Genomic DNA, 23,526 nt, shown 5'->3' with positions numbered 1-23,526 from the left:
TAACTTCTTTAATTATTGATTCCTGCTTACTACAAAGATAAAAAGCTGGTACAACTGAAATCAGTCAAAACTCCAGTGTACCAACTTTTAATTAGTTATGATCATCTATAAATTATTGTTTTACAAACGACTATATAAAGAATTTATTTTAGCGCGTGTTGCCGGTCCGATGATACCATCCACTGACAGTCCATAAGTTCTTTGGAATCTACAAACCGCATCATAGGTTCCTTGTCCAAAAACACCATCTGCACCGGCCGATCCACAGCTATAACCTAAAGCAATAAGCTTCCTCTGCATATCTCTGACGTCAGTTCCGCTGGATCCCATAGATAAATTACCTCCGGTACTTCCACCATCGCTAGAACCATAAGCAGGTCTGCAAAATGACATTTTTCTTCCACCAATAGATCTCTTCGACGTTCTAACTGCATCTCCAGAATTGCCATCTATAGTAATAATTTCACTGCTGGTTACTGTTTTTACAATTCCTACATGCCCATACGTTCCTCCATTATTTGTACTAACTATAGCAAGATCTCCAACTTTCGGAGTATTATAAACGCGTCCTAATGAATTATAATATCGCCATACTTCATAAACTGAAGCTGTTTTTGCACCGCCACAAAAAAGAGCAGAAGCTCCGGCATGTTTAAAAACCCACCATACAAATACTGCACACCATGGATAATTTTCACCATTTACAGCTCGTCCATAATATTCCGTATTATATTTGACATTGTTCACCCCCGTTTCTTTTACTCCAATCTCTTTACTTGCCATGTTAATAATCGTACTTGCTGTTGCCATATCTTTTTCTCCACTTTATTTTTTTAATAACCGGTTATCTGCCTTATATAAAGATAAAATGAAGAAAAACAGAAACTAAAATTAAAGAAAAATTTCAACTACATCCTCATGTTCTTATAATGATACAATATTGAAAACAAAGGAAAGCGAGGGAGCGATATGAAAGAAAAATTTTTTAAAGGCGCATGTATTGCATATATTCTGTTGGGAAGTGTATTTTTTCCAAAAAGCGCCTGGGCGGAAGAACCTCTGGGAACCATGGTCTACCATGATATCAAGGATTTCGGAGAATATTACGATTCGGAATCAGCTATTACCTATGCATTTATAAAAGGAACACTTTCTTCCTGTTCAGACAGTACTAATATTTGTACCGTAACCTCTGACAACGGTAAAGAGGTCGACATATCAGTCGAAAATCCGGAAGACATTCAGAAATACTGCGGTTCAGAGGTTCATGTCTGGTATTCCAAAAATAAACAGAATATCAATAAGCTTATTTCCTGCTCCCCGGAAACTTTCTGGAAAAAGCTCATTGATATTGAAGACAAACAATATTTAATCGAAACGGGAAAGCTTTCTGCTGACAGCTTAACCGAAGAGGAAAAAGCCTTTAAAGAAAACACAATCCAGATAAACGGCACTCTGACTAAATATGTTTCTTTCGCAATGGTCGACAATTTTGGTATCTGTTCTCTTATATTTGTCGAAACAGCAGACGGTGTCACTGAAATATTTCCTATAGATAATCCCTGCAGTCAGTGTGATTCCGTTGAGCGCTACAGGACTTTTGAAGATTATATAAAATTATATGAAGGAATGCAAATAAATGCTGACGTATTCAAAGGACTGAATGTCGCCTATCATTTCGGGGAAGCATAAACTAACAAGAACATATCCTCCAGCAAAACTCATACCCGGCTGCCATGTTGTCACGGCTGCCGGGTACGGGTTTTTATTTTACTTACTGCGGGACTCCCACAGAAGCAATCTTACGATTTAAATTTTTGGAATTCCATCAAATCCAGCCTGGAGTTCTGCATCTGTGGGAATATAATCACTCATTTCTCCATCATTATATCTTCCATAAGCAAACATATCAAAATATCCTGTTCCGGTAAGTCCAAACACAATAGTCTTTTCTTCTCCAGTCTCTTTACATTTCATTGCTTCATCCAGAGCTGCCCGGATCGCATGAGCGCTTTCAGGCGCCGGAAGAATTCCTTCCACGCGGGAAACATCTGAGCCGCCTCAAAAACAGAAGTCTGTTCAAACATCACAATATTTTTCTGCCGATATCACGGCATTTGCACCGTCAGCAACCGCTGTTACAACCTGACGAAGCTGTTTGGTCCTGATATCTCCTGCTGCAAAAATGCCCGGTGTACTTGTTACACAGTCTTCTCCTGCAATGATATATCCTCCCTCGTCCAGAGCCGCCAGATTTTTAAATTTCTCTGTATTCGGGAGAATATGAAAGCAAAAAGAATCAACAAAATAATTGCAATATTTTTCATGTTTTTGTGTTTAATGCTATCAACAACATCTGTATCCGCTGCACCAAAAATCAATAAAAAGACAGCAACAGTATATGTTAACAAAACCATAACCTTAAGAATCAATGGAGCGAAACGTAAAGTAAAATGGAGGTCTTCGAACGCTAAGATTGCTTCTGTCAATAAAAATGGAGTAGTTAGAGGCAAAAGGGCAGGAAAAGCAAAAATTACTGGATATCTTAATGGAAAAAGATATGTGTGTAGAGTTACTGTGAAAAAGAAAAAAAATAATCCAAAATTAAACTATTCAAATATTGCAAGCTCCACTGGAAGGGTAATTCAATTAAAACTATTGCACTGCAAATCAAAGGTATCTTGGAGCAGCAGTAATGCAAAAGTAGCTTCTGTTTCACGAACAGGTAAAGCGAGATTTAAAAATAGTGGTGTAGCTTATATCTATGCAAAAACAGGTAAAAAACGTTACAAGTGCATTATAACAGTTTTTGATAGGCCATTAGGTTTATATTATTCATCTATGCCAACTCCGACTCCAACACCAAAATTAAAATACGATATCAAAAAGGCTGCACCCAAAGCAGAGCAAAAAATACTTGATATATTTAATGCCACAGGATTTAAGTTGAAGTATAGAAATATTGGCAATTGGACTTATGGTTTGACAAGCACATATGACTATGATAAATCAATCACTCTTAGTACAGAACTTTTTGATACATCTAAAAGAATATGGAAAGGCAGTGAGCAGATAACTCTTGAAAATGTCACATATCATGAACTTGGACATTTTGTTGCCTGGATTACTGACCGTTCTGATTTGACAAACAAAATGCAGCAACTCAAAAAAGAAGAGGATAAAAGACATACAGAGAATGCTGCAGAATACTTTGCTGACTCTTATATGCGATGGGTATTAAACAGGAACCAACTAAAAAAAGAACAGCCAAGAACTTATCAATATATTAAAGAACAAATTGACTATATTAGCAAAACACCGATAAGTCATTGGATTGGTAAATATTGAAGTTTTTGTCATTTTTTTGCATTTAAAAGGGGCTGTGAAATAAGTCCCTAAAAGAAATAGGACCATTCGTTTATGCGAAAGGTCCTATTTTTGTGGTAAAATTAACTTGCGATGAAAACTTTACACAATAATTATTGTAATTCAAAACAAGGATATTTACCACTGTTTCTTTCAGATTGTTTGGATCTGCTGGATCCTGTTTTAACATTTGACAGATTGATGGGAGGAATCGATTTAAACAAGTATCTGACGGATATTCCGGAGTACACAACCGGACGACTCAGATATAATCCAGTCAACATGTTAAAAACAGTACTTTTCGGATTTATGACTAGCGGCTACTGCTCTCTGAGAGAACTGGAAGACAACTGCAAAGTTAATATCAGGTTCATGTATCTCATGGATCATCAGACTCCGTCATACAGAACCTTTGGATATTTCATCAATGAAATACTTCAAGATAAGATTGAAAACATTTTTAACGACATCAATCATGCTATCTTTAACGATGAGCATGTAGATCTGCAACATCTCTACATCGACGGCTCCAAGTTTGAAGCAAATGCAAACAAGTATACCTGGGGATGGAAGAAGGCTACCGAAAAGTTCCGTTACAAGCTTTACGAAAAAATCACTGCGGAGATTGAGGAGATTAATGCAGAAATCGCATGGAGCGGGGTGCAGATCACAACAAATCAGGAGTATGTACCGGATTATCTGAATGAAATCGTTGAGCAGCTAGTACTTTTATGGGAACTGGATACAAGTACATTTGTTTACGGAAGTGGAAAGCGAAAATCCAAAGAACAGCGTCATTATGAACACTTGACTACTTTCTGTCAGAAACTTCAAGAATACATACAAAAAATTGAAATCTGTGGTCCTAATCGAAACAGTTACTCTAAAACAGATAACTCAGCTACCTTTATGCGTATCAAAACGGATTACATGGGCAATGATCAGCTTCTGCCAGCATATAATGTACAGATTGGTGTAACAGATGAATATATTGCAGTTGTTGACGTGAACCATTATCGTTCGGATATGGATTGTTTCGTTCCTTTGATGGAGCACTTCAAACAAACTTATGGATTCTATCCCAAATATCCTGTGGCAGATGCTGGATATGGCTCATACAACAATTATATTTTCTGTGAACAGAACGGAATTGAAAAGTATATGAAATTTCCAATGTTTAAAAAGGAAACTAAGGATCAGAAATATCATGAAGATCCATTTCGTGCAGTTAACTTCAGAATTGATGAGCAAGGTGTCATGAGATGTCCTAACGATAAAGCATTCCATTTTTTATACAGAAAAAATGTGAGGGGAAATCAATACGGACGTAAGGAAGAATTGTATGAATGCGAAGACTGTAGTGGATGTCCATATGCAGAGAAATGTAAGAAGACAGATAAGAATCGAACCGTTCGGATCAATCAGGAATTAACTTCCATGCATCAGGAAGTAATCGAAAACCTGGAAAGTATCCACGGTGCGTTATTACGAATGAACCGTTCGATACAAGCAGAAGGCACTTTCGGAATTATGAAAAACGACCGTTGGTACAAGAGAATTGTCCGAAGAGGTATTCATTCAGTCAAACTGGAAGTTTTACTTGTGGCGATAGGCCACAATCTATATAAATATCAGAAAAAAAGATGAGAAACAGAACTGCCGCATAGATTCAAAAAAAGAATTTCTATGGGGTAGGGGAAGTGCGCTTTCTTTGCGCATGATTTCAGTCATTTATACACAACAGGTACAAAAAGGGAGATGCGAAAAAACTCAATCGAGTTTTTTCACATCCCCCTCTGATAAATTCTGGTATAGCAGTCTTTTGCTTTTTTTAATAAGCTCTCTTTATGATTTCATTCATATGCTGTGTAGCTTCAAAGCGAATTCGCTCTTCATCTAATGTAAGTACCTCACGATTTTTCATGACAAGCTTTCCATTGATGATGGAATCGATTACATCATGTCCATTTGCAGCATCTACAATAGTATTTACAAGATTCTGAGTTGGTGTAATATGCGGCTGATCAATATTTAAAAGAATCAGATCAGCTTTCTTTCCTTCTTTTACAGATCCCAGAATATCGCCATGTCCGATAGCATTTGCTCCTCCCTGAGAAGCCATTTTCAAAAGAGTTGGGCAGGTCATAACTACCGGATTAAAAGAAGGAAGTCCCCAATAAGCCAGCATAGCATAACGCAGAACCTTCATCTCATCGAAAATATCCAGGTTAGAAGGAGCTGCTCCATCACAGCCCAAACCTACACTTGCACCAGCTTCCAGGATCTGAGGAGCCTTCGGGAAGCCATGATTTGCCAGGTTGGCTCTTGGACAATGGATCATTTTTACTCCTCGTTCTGCCATCAATGCAATATCATGGTCTGACAGCATAACATTATGTGCAGTCAGAAGATTTGGACCCAAAATTCCCATTTCATCTAAAAATTCAGCAGGACGTTTTTGATAATTTTGCAGGCAAAAGCTCACTTCATCTTTATGCTCACATAAATGCGCATGAATGCCTGTATGAAGCTCTTTGGCACATTCACCTACCATGGTGATGAGATCTCTGGAGCAGGTCATTACCTGACGAATAGCAAACCAGATATCCACACGGCCATCGCCGGCTCCCTGATAGTTCTTATACAGCTCTTTTGTATGGTCTATAGCTTCAGAAGCAGTTTCCTTCATTGCGCCTGTAATAGCATTGCCCATATCCATTGTGGATTTCGCTATTGCGGCTCTCATACCGGATTCTATAACTGCATCAGCCACACGCTCCATATGTACACCGCCGGAATCAGCAAAAGCAGTAGTTCCGTTTTTGATCATTTCCAGACAGGCTAACTGTCCGCTGACGTAAGAATCTTCCGGGAGAAGATTGCTTTCAAAGGGAACCAGGAAACGAGTCCAAACCATAGGATATTCATCAGCAACACGACCTCTTAACAGCTGCTGACAGGTATGGGTATGACCGTCTATTAAACCTGGCATAACAAGCTTACCTTTTCCATCAAGTGTTTCTGTGGCAACACTATCAGCGAATTCATCTGCTGAACCGATTTTCTTGATCCAGGTGTCTTTAATTCCTACTGAACAGGTGGATGAAACGCTCATATCAGGATTCAAAACCTGACAATCTTTGATTAAAATATCATAGTTTTCCATAAGCTACCTCATTTCATCTCATATGATTGTTAAATGGCTCCTGTCATTTTCAAAACAACGTCTGCAACAAGAGCGGAGAATATAAAGGTTCCGGTAATTACGAATAAGGTTATCAATACCAGCTTCCATCCCATTTTTGCAAAATCCTTTAAATCTTTTCCCAGAGAAATACCGGCAAATGCACCAAGTGCTGTAGCCGGAGCTAAAAATGCAACAGAAGACGTAGTTCCCACTACGATATCTTTTACCGGTGAAACAGGACATGCAAGAAGCAGTCCGAGAAGGGATACATACATCATAGAAGGAAGCTTAACAAATCGGCTCATAAATTTACTTATAGTAAGACCGATAAGAGAAATAGCACTCAGTAAAAGAACTCCAATAATGGAATCTTTTACAGGCATTTTGTAACCAATTACATTTGTAAGTATTATAATCACAGACACCATGAGAAGCAGTCCAAGCTGCTGTACGAAGTATTTTCTGACCATTTATTTAACCTCCTGATTATTTTTGCGTCCAATCTTAGGCTCTAAAATTGCGTATAATTTTTTGGCAAGAGGAAGGCCTACGAAAGTACCCATGTAAATTCCGGTAATACCGGTCAGCATATCACTGGCACCACCCATAATCATAATATTTTCTGCCTGCTGTGGGTATATTTCACCTAATGTTCCGGCAGCAGCAGTCATCATGGATCCACTTCCTACTCCACTGGCCATACCAAGAGCAATAGGATCGAAAATATTCCAGGAAGCTACAACGCTTGCAAGAATGCTGATAAATACTGTTCCGATTACAGAACCTACGATATAAACTGCAAAGGTTCCTTTTGTTTCCGGAGCGTCCGGTCCAAAAATATCTGTAGTTAATCCAAGGTTTGAATCACGGTTAATTGAGTAACATGCACCAATAGATTCCTTCTTTAAACCAAGCAATAATGCGAGAGGCATAGATAAAAGAATCGTTCCAAGGTTTCCGAATTCCTGAAGAAGTAATGCAGGACCCACTGAAACCAGTTTTGCAAGATTTGCACCGGAAGAAATGCCCATTTTTGCCATAAAAGGTGCCAAAACCACAAGAACAAGACTTCCGCCTATTTTACATTCCTCAGTTTTGAATACTTTAAAAATATCCGGCCCTAAAAGCCCTCCGAATATGACGGCAAACACCATCGGAAACAGAGTAAGTGTACCAACGCCAATGTTAAGCTTAACAGTTCCGATCAGATCACAGACTGCGGAAATGACCAGAGCGGCAAGGTAAATTTTCCAGTACTTTTTGATGACAATCTTTAGTTTTTCCATATAAGAAACTCCTTCCTTTTTTTCTGCGCAGGTGCGTAGCAATTTACGTTGTAAGTATAACATGAGAGCTGGTTTCTGCGAACATACCAAAAAGCGATGGGAAGCCATCGCTTTTTTCGCTATATCAAGAAAGGTGTTTTCTCACTGCATTATTTTTTTATAAGAAAATCGTCGGATCTTTATCTACATAGAAACAGCTTCATTCTGCATTAAAAGCTCCACAAAACGGCTGGCGGTATCAGAAAGTGTATGCTTTTGACGTAAAATCCATCCTATTTCAAGGCGAACTCCGTTTTTGACAGGCAGAGAAATAATGTCACTGTAATTATCATCAAAAGATCTGTAACCACTTCCAATAGCAAATCCATGGCAATAACGCATAGCAGAATAGGACGCTGCCCGGTCAGAAACATGGATTATTTTTTTTACCTGATAATTTGGAATGATAAGATCAGTATAAGCAGGGTTCGTGTCAGGTGAACGATCATAGGAAATAAAAGGATATTGTATCATTTCTTCAATATTAATTTCCTGGCTATTGGCAAGTGGATGGTTTTGGCATATGTAAGCATGAGCTGTCTGATAAACAATGTGATTAAAAATAATACCACGATTTCTTAATTCCTGAATCATCTGTCCTTTGCTATGCTCTGTGAAAAAAATAATTCCCAAATCGTCCAGTCCCCGTTCTACGCGATCCAGTACTTCTGAGGTACGGCATTCATAAAAACCACAGTGATAGGAACCATAGCGTTCATTTAATTTATTGATGACAGAAATAAAAGAGGCCATGCCGCAAATGTGATGCTGGGCAGAAACGGACAGACCTAAAGGCCGTTTTTTGGAACCGTTATATTTCTCATCCAGGTAGTCAAGACGGCTTAGAATTCCCTTAAACTCAATTAAAAGCTCTTCGCCGCTTCTGGTAAGACGTACGCCTGTGCTTTCTCTTATAAATGCAGTAATGTCATATGTGTTTTCTATTTCCTTAATAGCGCTGGAAATGCTTGATTGAGCTGTAAACAAACGCTTGGCTGCTTCACTGATAGAGCCGGACTCAGCTACGCTGATAAAATATCTTATTTGCTGCAGTGTCATATAAGGTCTCCTTTTTTAATCATCTGAATTCTCTTACGGTTGTAAACCAGATGCAGATACATGGCATCCTGTGTCCGGAGGGGCTCATGAGCTGCAATGGCATCTGCAACACAGGAACCAGTCTTGGAACTACAATATTTTTGCATTCAGACGTTCCGACAGAATGGTTTCATTAGGCAGCTTATTTCCTATGATAATGTGTTTCAGGTTCAATGTCAAAATGCTAAAATGTACAAAAACAGATATAGAAATTTAGACAAAATTCCAATATTGCATTTTGACCAATAGAATATCCGATAAATACATCAGATGAATCAAGGGGCGGGATCAATGCAAAAAATCTTGAAGAGTATCTTTCCTGGATAATCATTTATTTCAATGTCTGGCATACCTTATAAAGTATTTCTGAACAGATTTTTTTGATCTTATTCAGAATGAATTATAGTATCAGTTTTACCTGAAACAGGAGGTTCCAGATGAAATTCATGTTATATCTGTCCGATCTTATGATACCCTTTCTTTTATTTGGAATCATTGGCTTTGGTCTTTTGTCCGGAAGGGATGTTTACCAGGACTTCCTTGATGGCGCCCGGGAGGGCTTGAAAACAATTGCATCAATCTGCCCAACCTTAATCGGACTTATGACTGCAGTTGGAGTTCTTCGCGCCTCTGGCCTTTTGAAATATATGGGAGATCTTCTTGGGAAAATCCTCAGTCCTCTTGGAATTCCCGGAGATATTGTCCCTCTGGCACTGGTCCGTCTTTTCTCATCCAGTGCAGCAGCAAGCCTGCTTCTGGACATTTTTAAGGAACATGGAACAGAGTCCACCATCGGTTTTATGGCAGCCATTATCCTAAGCGCAACGGAAAGTGTATTTTATTGTATGAGCGTTTATTTCGGTATGACAAAGGTGAAGAAAACCCGTTTCACTCTTCCGGGAGCACTTCTTGCTACGGTTGTGGGAATAATGGCTGCTATTTGGATCGTAAATTAAAAAGGTTTTTGGTACATTTATCAGTCAATTTTCAGAATCAGCTCCAAAACACGTCTTGCGCAGTGCTTTAGCTCAGCACGTCCAAGCTGTCCCATTTCCATAGCTTTTTTTACACGTTCCGGAAATCCGGTTCCCATTTTTACATCGTTTCCGGCTTTGATTTCCTTATAGTGCTCTCCCCTGGTCCACCAGTCTGTGGTAACCATACCTTCAAAGCCCCATTCGCCTCTTAGGATGTCTTCCAGAAGCTCATGGTTCTCGGAGGCGCGATGTCCGTTTATGGCATTATAAGAGGACATAATGGTCCATGGCTGTGATTCTTTTACTATGATTTCGAAGCCTTTCAGGTAGATTTCGCGGAGAGCTCTTTCGGAAACACGGGAATCGCAGTGCTTTCTGTTTGTTTCTTTGTTGTTCGCTGCAAAATGCTTTACAGAAGCACCGATATGCTGGGACTGGATACCCTTTACCATTGCTGCGCCCATTTTTCCGGCAATAAGCGGATCCTCGGAATAGTACTCGAAATTTCTTCCGCACAGAGGATTTCTGTGAATATTTACTGCAGGAGTCAGCCATACGGCGATATTGTTTTCTTTCACTTCTTTTGCACCAGCCTGTCCGACCTGCTGTACAAGTGCAGGATTCCAGGTGCATGCAAGAAGGGTCGCGCAAGGCCATGCAGTTGTGTTGATGACGCAGTCGCCGCTGATACGAAGTCCGGCAGGTCCGTCAGCAGTCATAATAGACGGAACTCCGTAATCCGGAAGATTGCCGAAGCCGAAGGTATTTGCAACGCCCATATTGGGCTGGCCGCCAAGAAGATGAATCAGGTCATCATCACTTAACTGTTCCATAAAATCATCCAGGGAAAGCTTGCCTTCTGCCACATCAATAAACTGTTTTTTGCCATAGTTATCAAAAAGAGCACCATGTGCACAGCCACGTATGCCGGGGGTAATTCCCTCTTCGGTTCCGGGAATCATTTTTTCAAATACACACTGGTTCATGTCATTGCATTGGGTTTGCGGAAGTGCCTCAAAGGTTCCATCAGAAAGCATGCGCTCTTTCAGACTGCTTGGAACCATATGGGCAGTAAGCTGTCTGGTGATAATATTGTGGGAAAGCTCCATGGTCTGGATGCCCTCTTCTGTGTTTCTCACCGATGTTCCAATAAAGAATTTGTAGGTACCCTTTTCCAGAATGTATGCAGATTTCTGGATTTTTCCAAGATCATCATAGGAAGCCATGTCTGCTTTGGCAAATGAAAGGCGGATCAGCTGCGTTTCACCTGGCTGAAGAAGACGGGTTTTGGCAAAGGTGGCCAACTGGCGGGATGGTTTTTTCAGAAGTCCTTGAGGTGCCTCAAAATAAAGCTGTACAACCTCTTTGCCAGCCATATCACCTGTGTTGGTTACCTGAATCTCTGCAAAAATATGGTCTTTTGTTTCCCACATTGCGGTGGTGTCCAGTGCAAAGGTGGTATAGGAAAGTCCGTAGCCAAATGGATAAACGACTTTCTCCTGTACGCCTGGAATGGTTTCAAAATAGCGGTAGCCTACGTAGATGTCTTCTGTATAGTTTACATAATCAAAGGATTCGTGGAAGTTTGCGGTGGATGGATAATCGTCAGCAGATGCTGCGAAGGTATCAACCAGCTTGCCGGATGGACTGTCTTTTCCTGTAAGAAGCTCTGCCATGGCAAGTCCGCCTTCCATGCCGCCCTGCCATCCAAGAAGAGCAGCACCAATCTGGTCATCGTTTTTTATCCAGGAAAGATCGATGATGCCGCCGATATTGAGAACAACAGCGATGTTTTCGAAGCGCTCCTTTACCATAGCAAGCATTGCTTTTTCACGGGCAGTCAGATAGAAATCTCCATCAGGGAAAACTTCAGCAGAAATTTTCGGCATAGAGGTTTCCGTTTCCCAGGGATTGAATTCGTTGCTGCACTCAACGCTGGAACGATCCCAGCCTTCGCCGGAAAAACGGCTGATTACAACCAGGGCGACATCCGCAAAGGCTTTGGCACCGTCAGCAAGCTCCGCTGTCAGCTCCGGTTCTACAGTCATTCCGGGAACTGCACCTTTTTCATACTGGTGCTGGATGTCTGTCTTGTAAAATGCAGATAATGGTTCATAAATCTGTACGGCATTTTCCTGCATTTTCAGTCCATCATATAGATTGTGTACATAGGAAACCATAACGTCGCCGCTTCCTCCGCCGCCTTTTACATAGTCGAAGCTTCCCTTGCCGAAAAGTGCGATGCGGGTGCCTTCTGCTAACGGGAGAAGGTGATTTTCATTTTTCAGAAGAACCATACCTTCCTTGGCTGCTTCTTTGGAAAGCTGGATGTGTTCTTTGCTTGCGGTTACGCGGCCGCTTTCTTTTAATGGAAGGTTTGGCTGAAATTTAACTCGGGTCCATTTGTTCATTTTGAGGTGTCCTCCTTGGGATAAAATATTTTTTATGCAATTTTTAAACGTTTGTCTGGCAGTTTTGTATTTTGTAGGATTATTGTACTGGAAAATAGTTGTATGTGCTAGATGGTTTATTGCTTCTTTTGTAGGGCTTTCTTGATATTTTACAGGAAATATTGTATAGTTTATTTGAAAGTAGAGGGTGTATTTTGACTTTAGCAAAGTGAACAGAAAATTTTTAAACACGCTGTGGAAAAGACGGTGAAATGATGAACGCGGAATATGAAAACGTGCTGGACGATCATCCTGGAAAACTTCATTTTACATTTGTAAATACCTGGGATCAGCTTCTGCCGGCTCACTGGCACGAACACCTGGAAATTGTTTACGTGACAGGCGGGGCGATTACGGCATCTATTAATGATGTGAGCTATGAACTGAAAAAAGGGGACATCTTTCTGGTGAATTCCAATGATATTCATTACACTTATACCCATGAGGATGCCAGGTATTTTCTCCTTCAAATCCCGCCTGTTCATCTGGAGCGAGTTTCCCCCAGGTGGAATTCGCTGAAATTTCAGGAGTTTATACCGGGAGATCGAAGTATAAATGAGCATAACCTGGAGAAGGAGAGGGAATCTTTTCAGGAACTGAGGATGGAAGACGGTCAGAAATTAATACCGGAAGATTCTGCGGATGGTGAGAAACATAGAGACATGGCAAGAGCGAGTTTGAATTTTAAGATGGCAGAAATCTTCCACGAGATAGACGGACTTTACCAGGAAAAAAAGGAGGGCTATCATCTGCTGGTTCTGGCTGCTGTTTATCGCCTGCTGTTTCTTCTTTACACAGAAGGAATCCGAACAGAGGAAGAGGCTTCCGGCAGTCACGGGGCATTGCGGGATCTGGAGCGGATGAAGCTGTGCATGGAGTATGTGCAGGCACATTACGGCGAAACTATTTCCCTGGCAGATGCGGCAGGACTTTTATCCATTACCCCCGAACATTTCTGCCGTCTTTTCCGCAAATACACTGGACAGACCTTCCTTGCTTATGTAAACTAGATCCGCATGGAACATTTCTATAATGATCTCCTGGAAACTGACGAAAACATCACATTCCTCCTGGACAAAAACGGAATCACCAACTACAAAGGGTTTCTGCTGAAATTTAAAGACCGCTACGGCCAGTCACCGAAAGCGGTGAGACGAAAAAACAGGGCGTTATAACTGCGCCCTGTTTTTTACCAGCATTTCGTGAATAATATTCTGGGTGTAAGCGCCCAGGTGCTTTTTGTCCTCTTTTTCCAGCTGGTCTACGTAGATTGGTTTGCCGTATTCAAGAATGACATGGGTCTTCTTGATCCTTGGGAAATGGCTTTCCCAGATGTCGGCGGAACCGCTGATGGCCATTGGGATAATCGGACAGTTTGTCTTGGTGGCAATCTTGAAGCTGCCCTCATGGAACGGAAGCATGTCCAGCTCATCCTCATTTTTGCTGCGGGTACCTTCTGGGAAAATGCAGATGGAAATGTCGGATTTCACCTTCTCAATAGCCGCGAGAATAGTCTTTAGTCCCTGCTTAATATCCTTGCGGTCAAGGAACAGGCAGTGGAGACGCTTCATCCATGTGGAAAGCAACGGCACCTTTTCCATCTCTTTCTTGGCTATGTAGCCTGTGCGGATGGGACAGCGGGGGTAAGTAATTGGTACATCGAAAAAGCTTCGATGATTTCCAATGTAAAGAACCGGAGTGTCCGTTGGCACATTTTCTTCCCCAATGACCGTAAGCTTCACCCCGGCTACCCACAGGATGAACCGAAAGACCGCCTGAACGATCCGAAGAGAACTGATCTCTTTCGCCATGGGATTGAACTTGCCGATAATCCATTCTACAAGAAGAATCGGAATGGATAAAATCAGGAATCCAACCACGACGATCACGCATAAAATAAAACGAATCATATGATATTTCCCTTTCTGTATTCTGTGCCAGAGCCTTTTAGAGCACGCTCTGCTGCACGGTGTTTACGTCTATTATATGTAATTTGAAAAATTCTTGCAATAAATCTTTTTTATTCCACATAGAATAAAATAAATGGAGGTTGCTGTGAGCAACAAAGCAGTAACAGGGGAGACTGAGGTGACCGGATGAAAAAAACAGCAGCAGTTCTGGGGCTGATTCTATGGTCGCTGCTTTTTCTTGGAGGATGCCGTTTTATTAAGATCGAGGAAGAGCCGCGAAAGCCTCTGGAATATTCCATTGTAAAACAGGAAAATCTGCCCGCAGAACTGACGGCCCTGATTGAGGAAAAGAAGGGAAAAGAATTTCAGATGACCTATCAAAGCGAAAAGGAGCTGTTTCTGATAAAAGGCTATGGACAGCAGATGAGCGGAGGCTACAGCATCCAGGTGGAAGAACTGGGTGTGACCTCCCAGGCCATATTTTTCAAAACAAAACTAATCGGACCGTCAGATACCAAAATTACCTTAAGTCCGCCGTCTTATCCTTATATTGTGGTAAAGATGGCTTACAGGAAGGAACCTGTGATTTTTGAGTAGAAGATATCCTGGGGAGGCTTTTTGACAGATCGCAAAAGTTTATATGGGAAATTTTAATCAATCAAAAGGAGTGGAGAGTAGTGGAATTAAGAAAAGAAAGTGTACAGATGCTTCATGTAAAAAGCCGGGCAACCAGCCAGGTAACCTTTGACGCGGATTACAATGTGCCGGACGCAAAGCCGGATATGGGAAGGCTGATCCAAAGCAAAGGCGATATTGTAATGGACGAGGTGCGCCTTAGCGAAGGCAAGGCTTTTATCAGCGGAAACCTGAACGCGGATGTGCTCTATGTGGGGGAAGAGGACCAGAAAGTCTGCAGCCTGGCGGCAAAGCTTCCCTTTGATGAGACCCTGAATCTGGAAGGAATTGCAGGCGGTGACAAAATGTGCCTGAAGTGGGAAATTGAAGATCTCAGCGTGCACATGATCCATTCCAGAAAACTGAATATCAAGGCAATCGTCACCTTTTACGCAGTGGTAGATGAGATGACAGGCATCCAGCTTCCGGTAGAAATCAGTGAGGATGGCATTTCCGTGAAAAAGAAAAAGGTACAGCTGATGAGCCTGATGGTACATAAAAAGGATACCTTGCGCATCAAGGATGAGGTGACCCTGGCTTCAAACAAGCCTAATATCGATATGCTTTTGTGGAACACCATTGAGGTGCGCGGGCTTGACCTGAGACTGGAAGACAACATGATAAAAGCCAGGGGTGAGCTGGCAGTTTTCGTCCTCTATTCCGGCGAGGATGAGGAAAATCCCCTTCAGTGGGCAGAGTATGTGCTGCCATTTAACACAGAGCTGGACTGCACAGGCTGCACGGCTGACATGATTCCCAACATTGCGGCTTCCGTTATGCACCAGAGCATAGAGGTGAAGCCGGACGCAGATGGGGAAGAGCGGGTTCTTTCTGTAGATGTGGTTCTGGAACTGGATATGAAGCTTTACCGGGAAGAAGAGCACGACCTGGTCCTGGACGTATATTCTCCGCTGAAGGAGTGTATTTTACAGGGAAAAGAGGAATGCCTGGAAAGCCTGCTGGTGCGAAATGATTCCAAGTGCCGTGTTTCTGACCGGATCGAGCTGAAGGAGAGCCAAGGAAAAATCCTGCAGATCTGCCACAGCCAGGGCAGAGTCAAAGTGGAAAAGACAAAGGTGGTGGAAAATGGAATCCAGGCGGAAGGCGTGGTATTCCTGAAAATACTTTACATCACAGGAAATGATGAGATGCCATTCTATTCCGTTGACGGCATGCTGCCATTTTCCCATGTGATAGAGGCAAACGGAATCACTGAGGACAGCACCTTTTTCCTGCAGGCAGATCTGGAGCAGCTGTCCACCTCCATGATCGACAGCAATGAAATCGAAGTGAAAGCCGTGATCAGCCTGAATGTGCTGGTGCTTCAGTGTGAAAAGAGGATGATCATCAGCAAGGTAGAGGAGCAGCCCCTTGACATGCAGAAAATCCAGGCAATGCCTGGAATCACGGTTTATGTGGTAAAAAGCGGGGACACTATGTGGGATATTGCAAAGCATTTTTATACAACGGTGGAGGAAATCTGCACATTAAACGAGCTGGAAAGCGACCAGGTAACACCGGGAATGCCGCTTCTGCTGGTGAAAAAAGTGGAAGGATAGCCTGTTTTTCAAACGTTTCAGAGCGTAATGATAAATTTCCCCAACAAAAATCCTCCGCATATGTATTGAAAAAAATACAAAAATATTTTACAATAAGAAAAGTAAGAGATTGTATACAAAGTACAAAAGCGGAGGGGAATTATGCGATTACGTGCACTTGCAAAAATAAATCTTGGACTTGATGTAGTTGGGAAGCGCGCTGACGGCTACCATGAAGTCCGCATGATCATGCAGACCATACAGATGTATGATGTGCTTGAAATTGAGAAAAAGGCAGAGCCGGGAATTACGCTTACCACCAATATCCCGTATGTTCCCACAGATGAAAGGAATCTTGTCTATAAAGCCGCCAAAATGCTGATGGATGAATTTCATATTGAAGAGGGACTGACGATGAATCTGGAGAAATTCATTCCGGTGGCAGCCGGTATGGCTGGGGGAAGCTCTGATGCGGCAGCAGCTTTCGTGGGAGTGAACCGGATTTTTGGTCTCGGCCTTTCTGAGGAAGATCTGATGAAGCGCGCTGTGAAGGTAGGAGCAGATGTGCCATACTGCGTAATGCGGGGAACTGCTCTTGCAGAGGGAATCGGTGAGAAGCTGACCAGGCTTCCAAGAGTTCCTCAGTGTTATGTCCTGGTAGGCAAGCCAGGAGTAAATGTTTCCACTAAAACAGCTTACGAGAATCTGAAGCTAGATGATCCTGCCGTAGTGCATCCGGATATTGACGGGATGGTAACTGCCATCCGTGAAGGTGATCTGGATGGAATGATTTCCAGAATGGGAAATGTATTTGAGCCGGGAATCATCGGGAAGTATCCGGTTATTCAGGAAATCAAGGATCTGATGGAGAATCACGGAGCCCGCAAGGCAATGATGAGCGGAAGCGGCCCTACCGTTTTTGGAATTTTTGACAGCAGAGAGAAGATGGAACAGGCGGCAGCAGTACTTAGGGAAAGCAAGCTGGCTAAGACTGTTTTTGCGACGGAAGTCTTTTAGGAGGAAATACGAATGACAAGTGATTTCACAGTGCATATGGATGAGTATCTTCCATTGCGCGAGGTTGTTTTTAACACACTTCGCCAGGCAATCCTGAAAGGGGAGCTGAAGCCGGGCGAGAGACTGATGGAGATTGCCCTTGCGGAGAAGTTAGGAGTGAGCAGAACTCCCATCCGTGAGGCCATGCGTAAGCTGGAGCTTGAGGGCCTGGTGGTGATGATCCCAAGAAGAGGTGCCCAGGTTGCCAACATTACGGAGAAGGATCTGAACGATGTTCTGGAGGTAAGAATCACTCTGGAAAATATGGCTATTGAGAAGGCCTGCGCCAATATGACAGACGAGGATGTGCGGGAACTGGAACTGGCAGCACAGGATTTCCAGAAGAGCACAGCCGAAGGTGATCTGGTGAAGATGGCCGAAGCGGATGTGAATTTCCACGAGGCTATTTACCGGGCAGCAGATAATAAGCGTCTGATGCAGGTGCTGAATAATCTGAGAGAGCAGATTTATCGGTACCGTGTGGAGTATCTAAAAGAAGATGAGGCGAGAAACCGTCTGGTGAAGGAGCATGAGGAGATTACCGATGCAATCCGCAACCGGGATGTGAAGAAGGCGCAGGAGTTGTCCTTCGAGCACCTGGAGAACCAGAGGATGGGAATCATCCAGGCAATCAGAGCGGAAGAATGAATAGAATTTTAGAATTGGGAGACACTGGGAGAGATACCTGGTGTCTTTTTTTTATTGTAGTACAGCAAATATTAGGAAATTACCATAATGACTTGCAGGATATCCATATATTACGGCTATGTAGATTGTCGTAGTCGCTGTAACACATTCTTAGTTTATCTTGTATATGAAAAAATCGTCCTGTGTCAATATGACAGATACTTAATTTTCAGTGTACTATGAAATTATATATGGTGATTTAAATGAGCAAAAATGATAGTATTGTTATGATTTCAAAGGACATTCGTGTAAATGAGAAGCATGTAAGGGAGCGCCTGCAGGACTGTGGGGATATTCAGATCAGGCGGATGCGCCTCGGCGAGGAGCGCAAGGTGGACTGTCTGATGGTTTATATTGAAGTGGCTACCTCCAATATGATGCTGGAAGACTCGGCACTTGGAAAAATGATCGGGCATTTCTGGGAGATTTCGCCAGAGCAGATTCAGGAATTTGTGGAATATAACAGTCTGGGAATTGCAGATGTGAAAAAGCTGACGGATATGGAGCAGGTGTTCACCGGGGTACTTTCTGGAGATGCTGTGTTCTTTATGGATGGCTTTGACCAGGCAATGAAAATTTCCAGCGCCGGATACCCCAGCATGGGTGTTACGGAAGTGGAAATGGAAAAGGTGCTTCGTGGTTCCAAAGAGGGCTTTTCCGATTCCGTGAAAACCAATTCCGCCCTGATTCGGAAACGTCTTCGGGATACCCGATTGAAGGTGGTGGAATTTTATATAGGGGAACGTTCCCATACATTGGTGCAGATGGTTTATATGGAAGATCTGGTGCGGGAGGAATTTCTGGAGCAGGTGAAGGAACGGCTGGAAGCATTTCGGATTGACGGGATTCTGGATAGCGGAATGCTGGAACAGCTGACAGAGGATTCCTGGTTTTCCCCTTTTCCCCAGTATCAGACTACGGAGCGGCCGGACCGGGCATCCAAGGAAATCCTGAATGGAAAAGTGGTGCTGTTGTGTGACAACTCGCCTTCTGCGCTGGTTCTTCCGGGCGTATTTAACAGTTTTATGGAAAGCAGTGAGGACTGGTACAATCGGTTTGAGATGGCGTCCTTTCTCCGGGCACTGCGGTATGTGGCACTGGCGGCGGCAACCTTGCTTCCCGGGCTTTATCTGGCGGTGATCCGGTTTCACACACAGATTTTGCCTACGAATATGATTCTGTCTTTTGCCCAGGCCAGGGAAGGGGTGCCTTTTTCCAGTATTGCGGAGCTGGTACTTCTGGAATTGTCCTTTGAGCTGATCCGGGAAGCGGGAGTGCGGATTCCGGGAGCACTGGGAAATGCAATGGGAATTGTAGGCGGCCTGATCGTGGGATCTGCAGCTGTGGAGGCAAATCTGGTCAGCCCCATTGTGGTTATGGTGGTGGCAATCACAGCTCTTGGCTCGCTGGCGATTCCAAATGAGGAGTTTGCGTCGGCTTTTCGGCTTTTGAAATATTTCTTTTTGTTCCTGGGGGGATATCTGGGGATTTTTGGAATTGTGATCGGGGTGTATCTGACAGTGTCTCATCTGGCGGGACTTCTCAGCTTCGGGGTGCCCTATCTGGTTCCCTTTGTGAAATATAAGAGGGAAAACGGGACGGGAACAGGAATCCTGAGGGTGCCTTTTCGGAAAAGGTGGAAAAGGCCGATGTATGCCAAAGAGGATGAAAGTGTGCGGCTGCGGAGGACGAGATCTGCGAAGGAAGAAGAGGGACAGAATGAGTCAGAAGAAGGTTCTGGAAATTGGGAAAAAGAAAAGCTACGAAAGAATGAAGTAGAGGAAACACATAATTCGGGAAGTCAAAAAGATCCGAAAGAAAGAAGCAAGGTTGGTAAGAACGGAGGCGAGAGTGAATGAAATTTGCAGAGAATAACCGGATTTCACAGCGGCAGCTTTATCGGCAGATCGTGATCGCCTTCATTGCGCCATTTTTGCTTTGCCTTTTCCGTGGGAGGCGGAATCAGGGCCTTAGCGGATTGACTGGAACTTTGCTGGCGGTTGCGGTATTTTTGTTTTATGTAATTTTTCTTATTCGGCTGGGCTATGCTTTCGCCAATCCGTGTAAAACTGCGGGGAAAATTTTGGGGCGGCTGATGGGGATTTTTTATCTTGTTTACTGCATTTTGGGAGCGGCGTTTCTGCTGGATCTTCTGGGAGAGATTGTATCCGTAAGTCTTGGTACGGGAGTGCAGAGAGTGTGGCTGTGTGTGATTGCGCTGATCGTGTGCAGTCTTGGTACTCACCGGGGAATCCAGCGCAGAGGGCGGATTGGAGAGGTATCAGGCGGACTGGTGCTTGTGGCGGTTGTGCTGATGCTGCTTTTGTCAGCCGGACAGGGAAGATGGGAGTATTTCCAGGAAATGCTGTGGAACTCTGAATTTTCCGGGAGAAGAATTTTGCAGAGCGGATATTATGTGATCTGTGCATTTTCCGGACTGGGACTTTTGCCATTTTTGCTGGAGCATGTAGACAGGAAGAAGAGCACGGAAAATGTAAGGATTGTAAGAGAAACGAGAAATTTAAATGTTATAGAAGAAGGCAAGGCTGCGAGAGAAGTGGACAGAGCAGAAAATGAGAAGGCTGCAAGAGAGAAAAAAAATATAAGTTACCGGAGCGAGATTCGATATGTGGGCAGCATCGGAAAAACGGTGGCCCTGGCGGTGGTTACGCTGGGGGTACTGCTGATTCTCGCGGAGCTGCTTCTGCCGGCAGTCTTTGGCTGGGGACGGCTGCGATATGAAAATTACCCCATTTTGCCGTTGCTTGCAGGCGCGGACCTGCCAGGAAATGTGTTGGCGCGGTTCGATGTACTTTGGATGGGATTTCTGCTGTACAGTCTTTTGTTCTCTGTGGGAAGTTTTCTGCATTACGGCCATTTAATTGTGGAAAAGACCGGGCTTGGGACCGGGCGGGTGTGGATAGGTTTGCTGGTTTTCGTTGTCATGGTGACTGAAGTTCGCGGCATTAGAATCCGTGATTATTTTGAAATGTACTTGGGCTGCATTTTTGTACCAGGGATGTTAATTATTCAGATCATCTTTTTTATAATGGGAAAAAAGCGGTGGAAGAAAAAAGCAGAGCCCAGTAATCTTAAAAAAAGAAATAGAGCAGGATGGGGGAAAAATTCGATTAACATAGCTCGGCAGAGAAAAGCAGCAGAGGGATTAAACTTAGGTAATTATGTAAGAAGGTGCAGCGTAGTTGTAATTATATTGGGGATATCGCTTTTTACGTTGTCGGGCTGCGGCGGCGTGGAGCCGGAGAAGCGGATGTATCCGCTGGCTCTTGGCGCGGATATAGAAGATAGAAAATTTCAGCTGACCTATGGCGTGCCCGATTTGCCAAAAGCAACCGGACAGGAGAAAAACGGAGAAGACCAGGGAAATGCAGCGCCTTCAGTTAGTGGAGATTCCTTTCAGGAGATAGAGCAGCTTTACAGCCGCACCCAGGAGAAATATCTGGACATGGGACATCTTGAAATTCTGGTACTGGGGCAGTCTCTTCTGGATGGCGGGCGCTGGGAACAGGTGCTGGAATACCTGAAACAGGAGCCCACCATAGGAGAAAATGTATATGTTTTCCGCAGCAGCAATGCGGCGGAGGCGGTAGGCTGGGGCAGTCCCCAGGAAACATCCCTGGGAGAATACCTTCTGGGACTTCTGGAAAATAACCCAGACGGCAGCCCAAGCCAGGCCGTCACCCTGCGAGAGCTTTACCACGAAATGTACGACCGCGGCGCCCTTCCCGCATTACCAGATCTGATAATTCAAGGGGAAGAATTGGAAGTAGTGTTTTAAAAGTTTGAATACAGACACAGAATCCCGGGAATACTCCTGTTAATAAGCGATTGCGGTATTAGAGCTTTTTTCAAACATGCTCTAAGCAACGCAATCGCAGAATTTATTTTGCGGGGTATTCCTATGTTGTATTTAAGAAAAATAAAATATCATGTATTCGTTGCCATTTTGTCTGCTTCACTAATTTTCCCAGTGATAGGAAATGAAAAGCAAAGCCCGGAGCTTCTCGCCTGGTGGGGAACCATTTATCCCCAGTTCTGTTTTATGGAGAATCCAGATGAGAATGAGAAAGAAGCAGCAAAGCCGAGAATTCATTTCTGGATTATGGAGACTTTCCAGAATCTGGTAAAGTAATGATGCTATTGCTAAATTTTGTCTGGCAATCTGCACGCCCCACTTTGCGGTATATTTCACCCGAATTCGGTTGTCGTAGCCCACTACGACGCCCTCATCCAGGCAAAATCTCCCACAAATTGTGACGCACATCTTGCAGAAAGGCTTTTACAAACATGGTTTAGTGCCGGGCTTACAAATACTTGCAAGCCCGGTGCTTTGGTGTTAAAATGGGGGAACAGAATGGAAGAAATATAGAATTTGGAGATAGATGAATGAAGATAGACCGAGACGCCCCTGTAGGCGTATTTGATTCCGGTATCGGCGGACTGACTGTTGCCCGCGAGATCATGCGGAATCTTCCGTCAGAAAAAATCGTATATTTCGGGGACACCGCCCGTGTTCCATATGGAAGCAAATCCAAAGAGACTGTTATTCGCTATTCCCGCCAGATTATCCGTTTTCTGGAAGAGCAGCAGGTGAAGGCGATTGTAGTTGCCTGCAACACTGCTAGTGCGTTTGCCTTGGATGCAGTAAGGGAAGAATTTGATATTCCTATTTTAGGTGTGATCGAAGCTGGTGCGAAGGTAGCTGCGCAGGTTACCAGAAACAAGCGTGTAGGTGTCATTGCCACAGAGGGCACCATTGAAAGCGGAACTCATGCCAAGGTTCTGAAGCAGATTGACCCGGAGATTACGGTAATCGGCAAGCCCTGTCCCTTGTTTGTTCCTCTTGTAGAAGAGGGATGGACACACGATCCAGTGACAGTGGAGGTTGCCAGCAGATATCTGAAAGAGCTTCAGGAAAAGGGTATTGATACACTGATTCTTGGATGTACCCATTATCCTCTGCTTCGTTCCACTATTGGACAGATCATGGGGGAGGGTGTTCAGCTGGTGAATCCGGCATATGAGACAGCTCTTGAGCTTGGAAAGCTTCTGAAGGAGCAGAATATGCAGAGTACAGGCCAGGGCCAGTCCGATTTCCCATATCGCTTTTATGTAAGCGATTTAGCGGAGAAATTCAAAGGTTTTGCGAACTCAATTCTGCCGTTCGATGTAGAGAAAACACAGAAGATTGATATTGAAAAATATTGACAGCTACATGTAGAACCTGGAATCAATA

Annotated in this window: 21 protein-coding genes and 3 pseudogenes; 14 read left to right on the top strand and 10 right to left on the bottom strand. The window is 43.4% G+C overall.

Features of this window, described 5'->3' with window-relative positions; translation table 11 throughout:
• Nucleotides 1–120: 120 nt before the first annotated feature.
• Nucleotides 121–810, bottom strand: coding sequence for a peptidoglycan-binding protein (locus DWZ38_RS00800; protein ID WP_117849432.1), 690 nt, complete (start codon nt 808–810; stop codon nt 121–123).
• 159 nt (nt 811–969) lie between these two features.
• On the opposite strand from DWZ38_RS00800, the gene DWZ38_RS00795 reads away from it, so the two are divergent.
• Nucleotides 970–1,692 carry a hypothetical protein gene (locus DWZ38_RS00795; protein ID WP_117849431.1) on the top strand — a complete coding sequence of 241 codons (723 nt, stop codon included), beginning with the start codon at nt 970–972 and terminating at the stop codon, nt 1,690–1,692.
• A 117-nt stretch (nt 1,693–1,809) separates the two neighbouring features.
• On the opposite strand, the pseudogene DWZ38_RS00790 reads toward DWZ38_RS00795, so the two are convergent.
• A pseudogene (locus DWZ38_RS00790) lies at nt 1,810–2,081 on the bottom strand (TrpB-like pyridoxal-phosphate dependent enzyme); the annotation flags it as partial.
• A pseudogene (locus tag DWZ38_RS00785) lies at nt 2,080–2,280 on the bottom strand (FAD-dependent oxidoreductase); the annotation flags it as partial. The pseudogenes DWZ38_RS00790 and DWZ38_RS00785, both read right to left, overlap by 2 nt.
• A gap of 3 nt (nt 2,281–2,283) precedes the next feature.
• Here DWZ38_RS00785 and DWZ38_RS00780 point away from each other — a divergent pair.
• Both DWZ38_RS00780 and DWZ38_RS00775 read left to right on the top strand, forming a co-directional pair.
• Nucleotides 2,284–3,348: an Ig-like domain-containing protein gene (locus DWZ38_RS00780; RefSeq protein ID WP_117849430.1), complete on the top strand. Its 1,065-nt coding sequence runs from the start codon at nt 2,284–2,286 to the stop codon at nt 3,346–3,348.
• Nucleotides 3,349–3,459: 111 nt separating this feature from the next.
• Entirely contained in the window at nt 3,460–5,013 is a 1,554-nt protein-coding gene (locus DWZ38_RS00775; protein ID WP_117849429.1) for an IS1182 family transposase, read from the top strand.
• Nucleotides 5,014–5,197: 184 nt separating this feature from the next.
• Here DWZ38_RS00775 and DWZ38_RS00770 read toward each other — a convergent pair whose 3' ends face one another.
• The 5 genes from DWZ38_RS00770 to DWZ38_RS22010 all read right to left on the bottom strand — a co-directional run bounded on the left by DWZ38_RS00770 (nt 5,198) and on the right by DWZ38_RS22010 (nt 9,083).
• The gene (locus DWZ38_RS00770; RefSeq protein ID WP_117849428.1) at nt 5,198–6,532 is read right to left on the bottom strand and encodes an amidohydrolase; all 1,335 of its coding nucleotides are present in this window, start codon (nt 6,530–6,532) and stop codon (nt 5,198–5,200) included.
• 29 nt (nt 6,533–6,561) lie between these two features.
• Nucleotides 6,562–7,023 (bottom strand): hypothetical protein, encoded by a 462-nt coding sequence (locus DWZ38_RS00765; RefSeq protein WP_021925173.1) that lies wholly within the window; start codon nt 7,021–7,023, stop codon nt 6,562–6,564.
• Nucleotides 7,024–7,839 carry a DUF3100 domain-containing protein gene (locus DWZ38_RS00760; protein WP_021925174.1) on the bottom strand — a complete coding sequence of 272 codons (816 nt, stop codon included), beginning with the start codon at nt 7,837–7,839 and terminating at the stop codon, nt 7,024–7,026. It abuts the gene before it with no gap.
• A gap of 183 nt (nt 7,840–8,022) precedes the next feature.
• Nucleotides 8,023–8,937, bottom strand: a complete 915-nt coding sequence (locus DWZ38_RS00755; protein WP_117849427.1) for a LysR family transcriptional regulator — start codon at nt 8,935–8,937, stop codon at nt 8,023–8,025.
• Nucleotides 8,934–9,083 carry a hypothetical protein gene (locus DWZ38_RS22010; RefSeq protein WP_178105242.1) on the bottom strand — a complete coding sequence of 50 codons (150 nt, stop codon included), beginning with the start codon at nt 9,081–9,083 and terminating at the stop codon, nt 8,934–8,936. The genes DWZ38_RS00755 and DWZ38_RS22010 overlap by 4 nt, the downstream gene beginning before the upstream one ends.
• 330 nt (nt 9,084–9,413) lie before the next feature.
• On the opposite strand from DWZ38_RS22010, the gene DWZ38_RS00750 reads away from it, so the two are divergent.
• A complete protein-coding gene (locus tag DWZ38_RS00750; RefSeq protein WP_117849426.1) occupies nt 9,414–9,932 on the top strand; it encodes a nucleoside recognition domain-containing protein in 519 nt (172 codons plus the stop codon).
• Nucleotides 9,933–9,952: 20 nt separating this feature from the next.
• On the opposite strand, the gene DWZ38_RS00745 is transcribed toward DWZ38_RS00750, so the two are convergent.
• Nucleotides 9,953–12,364 carry a glycoside hydrolase family 3 protein gene (locus tag DWZ38_RS00745; RefSeq protein ID WP_117849425.1) on the bottom strand — a complete coding sequence of 804 codons (2,412 nt, stop codon included), beginning with the start codon at nt 12,362–12,364 and terminating at the stop codon, nt 9,953–9,955.
• Nucleotides 12,365–12,615: 251 nt separating this feature from the next.
• On the opposite strand from DWZ38_RS00745, the gene DWZ38_RS00740 reads away from it, so the two are divergent.
• Nucleotides 12,616–13,413, top strand: a complete 798-nt coding sequence (locus DWZ38_RS00740) for an AraC family ligand binding domain-containing protein (RefSeq protein ID WP_117849424.1) — start codon at nt 12,616–12,618, stop codon at nt 13,411–13,413.
• Nucleotides 13,414–13,572: 159 nt separating this feature from the next.
• Here the strand turns inward: DWZ38_RS00740 and DWZ38_RS00730 are convergent, their stop codons facing one another.
• On the bottom strand, nt 13,573–14,313 hold the full coding sequence (locus DWZ38_RS00730; RefSeq protein ID WP_117849422.1) for a lysophospholipid acyltransferase family protein: 741 nt from the start codon (nt 14,311–14,313) through the stop codon (nt 13,573–13,575).
• Between the two features lie 186 nt (nt 14,314–14,499).
• Between DWZ38_RS00730 and DWZ38_RS00725 the strand changes: the two genes are divergently transcribed.
• The 9 genes and pseudogenes from DWZ38_RS00725 to murI all read left to right on the top strand — a co-directional run bounded on the left by DWZ38_RS00725 (nt 14,500) and on the right by murI (nt 23,498).
• Nucleotides 14,500–14,910, top strand: coding sequence for a protease complex subunit PrcB family protein (locus tag DWZ38_RS00725; RefSeq protein WP_021925180.1), 411 nt, complete (start codon nt 14,500–14,502; stop codon nt 14,908–14,910).
• A gap of 80 nt (nt 14,911–14,990) precedes the next feature.
• Complete coding sequence (locus tag DWZ38_RS00720; protein WP_117849421.1) at nt 14,991–16,547, top strand: SPOCS domain-containing protein; 1,557 nt, start codon at nt 14,991–14,993, stop codon at nt 16,545–16,547.
• A 141-nt stretch (nt 16,548–16,688) separates the two neighbouring features.
• Nucleotides 16,689–17,543: a 4-(cytidine 5'-diphospho)-2-C-methyl-D-erythritol kinase gene (gene ispE, locus DWZ38_RS00715; RefSeq protein ID WP_021925182.1), complete on the top strand. Its 855-nt coding sequence runs from the start codon at nt 16,689–16,691 to the stop codon at nt 17,541–17,543.
• Between the two features lie 12 nt (nt 17,544–17,555).
• Nucleotides 17,556–18,230 carry a GntR family transcriptional regulator gene (locus DWZ38_RS00710; RefSeq protein WP_021925183.1) on the top strand — a complete coding sequence of 225 codons (675 nt, stop codon included), beginning with the start codon at nt 17,556–17,558 and terminating at the stop codon, nt 18,228–18,230.
• Nucleotides 18,231–18,472: 242 nt separating this feature from the next.
• Entirely contained in the window at nt 18,473–20,128 is a 1,656-nt protein-coding gene (locus DWZ38_RS00705) for a spore germination protein (RefSeq protein WP_178105241.1), read from the top strand.
• Nucleotides 20,125–22,068: a GerAB/ArcD/ProY family transporter gene (locus DWZ38_RS00700; protein ID WP_117849420.1), complete on the top strand. Its 1,944-nt coding sequence runs from the start codon at nt 20,125–20,127 to the stop codon at nt 22,066–22,068. The genes DWZ38_RS00705 and DWZ38_RS00700 overlap by 4 nt, the downstream gene beginning before the upstream one ends.
• Before the next feature lie 123 nt (nt 22,069–22,191).
• Nucleotides 22,192–22,422, top strand: coding sequence for a hypothetical protein (locus DWZ38_RS22005; RefSeq protein WP_178105240.1), 231 nt, complete (start codon nt 22,192–22,194; stop codon nt 22,420–22,422).
• An 84-nt stretch (nt 22,423–22,506) separates the two neighbouring features.
• Nucleotides 22,507–22,659: pseudogene (locus DWZ38_RS23235) on the top strand (DUF6783 domain-containing protein); the annotation flags it as partial.
• 17 nt (nt 22,660–22,676) lie between these two features.
• Nucleotides 22,677–23,498 (top strand): glutamate racemase, encoded by an 822-nt coding sequence (gene murI / locus DWZ38_RS00690; protein ID WP_117849418.1) that lies wholly within the window; start codon nt 22,677–22,679, stop codon nt 23,496–23,498.
• The last annotated feature ends 28 nt before the right edge of the window (nt 23,499–23,526 follow it).

Source organism: Ruminococcus sp. AF31-8BH (assembly GCF_003460605.1).
Taxonomy (GTDB): domain Bacteria; phylum Bacillota; class Clostridia; order Lachnospirales; family Lachnospiraceae; genus Blautia_A; species Blautia_A acetigignens.
The sequence above is the reverse complement of the archived record's forward strand: the minus strand, read 5'-3'. Positions and strand labels throughout refer to the sequence as shown.

Coding starts and splice junctions, on each gene's coding strand:
- DWZ38_RS00800 (WP_117849432.1), bottom strand. CDS start 810: ATGGCAACAGCAAGTACGATTATTAACATGGCAAGTAAAGAGATTGGA.
- DWZ38_RS00795 (WP_117849431.1), top strand. CDS start 970: ATGAAAGAAAAATTTTTTAAAGGCGCATGTATTGCATATATTCTGTTG.
- DWZ38_RS00780 (WP_117849430.1), top strand. CDS start 2,284: ATGAAAGCAAAAAGAATCAACAAAATAATTGCAATATTTTTCATGTTT.
- DWZ38_RS00775 (WP_117849429.1), top strand. CDS start 3,460: ATGAAAACTTTACACAATAATTATTGTAATTCAAAACAAGGATATTTA.
- DWZ38_RS00770 (WP_117849428.1), bottom strand. CDS start 6,532: ATGGAAAACTATGATATTTTAATCAAAGATTGTCAGGTTTTGAATCCT.
- DWZ38_RS00765 (WP_021925173.1), bottom strand. CDS start 7,023: ATGGTCAGAAAATACTTCGTACAGCAGCTTGGACTGCTTCTCATGGTG.
- DWZ38_RS00760 (WP_021925174.1), bottom strand. CDS start 7,839: ATGGAAAAACTAAAGATTGTCATCAAAAAGTACTGGAAAATTTACCTT.
- DWZ38_RS00755 (WP_117849427.1), bottom strand. CDS start 8,937: ATGACACTGCAGCAAATAAGATATTTTATCAGCGTAGCTGAGTCCGGC.
- DWZ38_RS22010 (WP_178105242.1), bottom strand. CDS start 9,083: ATGCAAAAATATTGTAGTTCCAAGACTGGTTCCTGTGTTGCAGATGCC.
- DWZ38_RS00750 (WP_117849426.1), top strand. CDS start 9,414: ATGAAATTCATGTTATATCTGTCCGATCTTATGATACCCTTTCTTTTA.
- DWZ38_RS00745 (WP_117849425.1), bottom strand. CDS start 12,364: ATGAACAAATGGACCCGAGTTAAATTTCAGCCAAACCTTCCATTAAAA.
- DWZ38_RS00740 (WP_117849424.1), top strand. CDS start 12,616: ATGATGAACGCGGAATATGAAAACGTGCTGGACGATCATCCTGGAAAA.
- DWZ38_RS00730 (WP_117849422.1), bottom strand. CDS start 14,313: ATGATTCGTTTTATTTTATGCGTGATCGTCGTGGTTGGATTCCTGATT.
- DWZ38_RS00725 (WP_021925180.1), top strand. CDS start 14,500: ATGAAAAAAACAGCAGCAGTTCTGGGGCTGATTCTATGGTCGCTGCTT.
- ispE (WP_021925182.1), top strand. CDS start 16,689: ATGCGATTACGTGCACTTGCAAAAATAAATCTTGGACTTGATGTAGTT.
- DWZ38_RS00710 (WP_021925183.1), top strand. CDS start 17,556: ATGACAAGTGATTTCACAGTGCATATGGATGAGTATCTTCCATTGCGC.
- DWZ38_RS00705 (WP_178105241.1), top strand. CDS start 18,473: ATGAGCAAAAATGATAGTATTGTTATGATTTCAAAGGACATTCGTGTA.
- DWZ38_RS00700 (WP_117849420.1), top strand. CDS start 20,125: ATGAAATTTGCAGAGAATAACCGGATTTCACAGCGGCAGCTTTATCGG.
- DWZ38_RS22005 (WP_178105240.1), top strand. CDS start 22,192: ATGTTGTATTTAAGAAAAATAAAATATCATGTATTCGTTGCCATTTTG.
- murI (WP_117849418.1), top strand. CDS start 22,677: ATGAAGATAGACCGAGACGCCCCTGTAGGCGTATTTGATTCCGGTATC.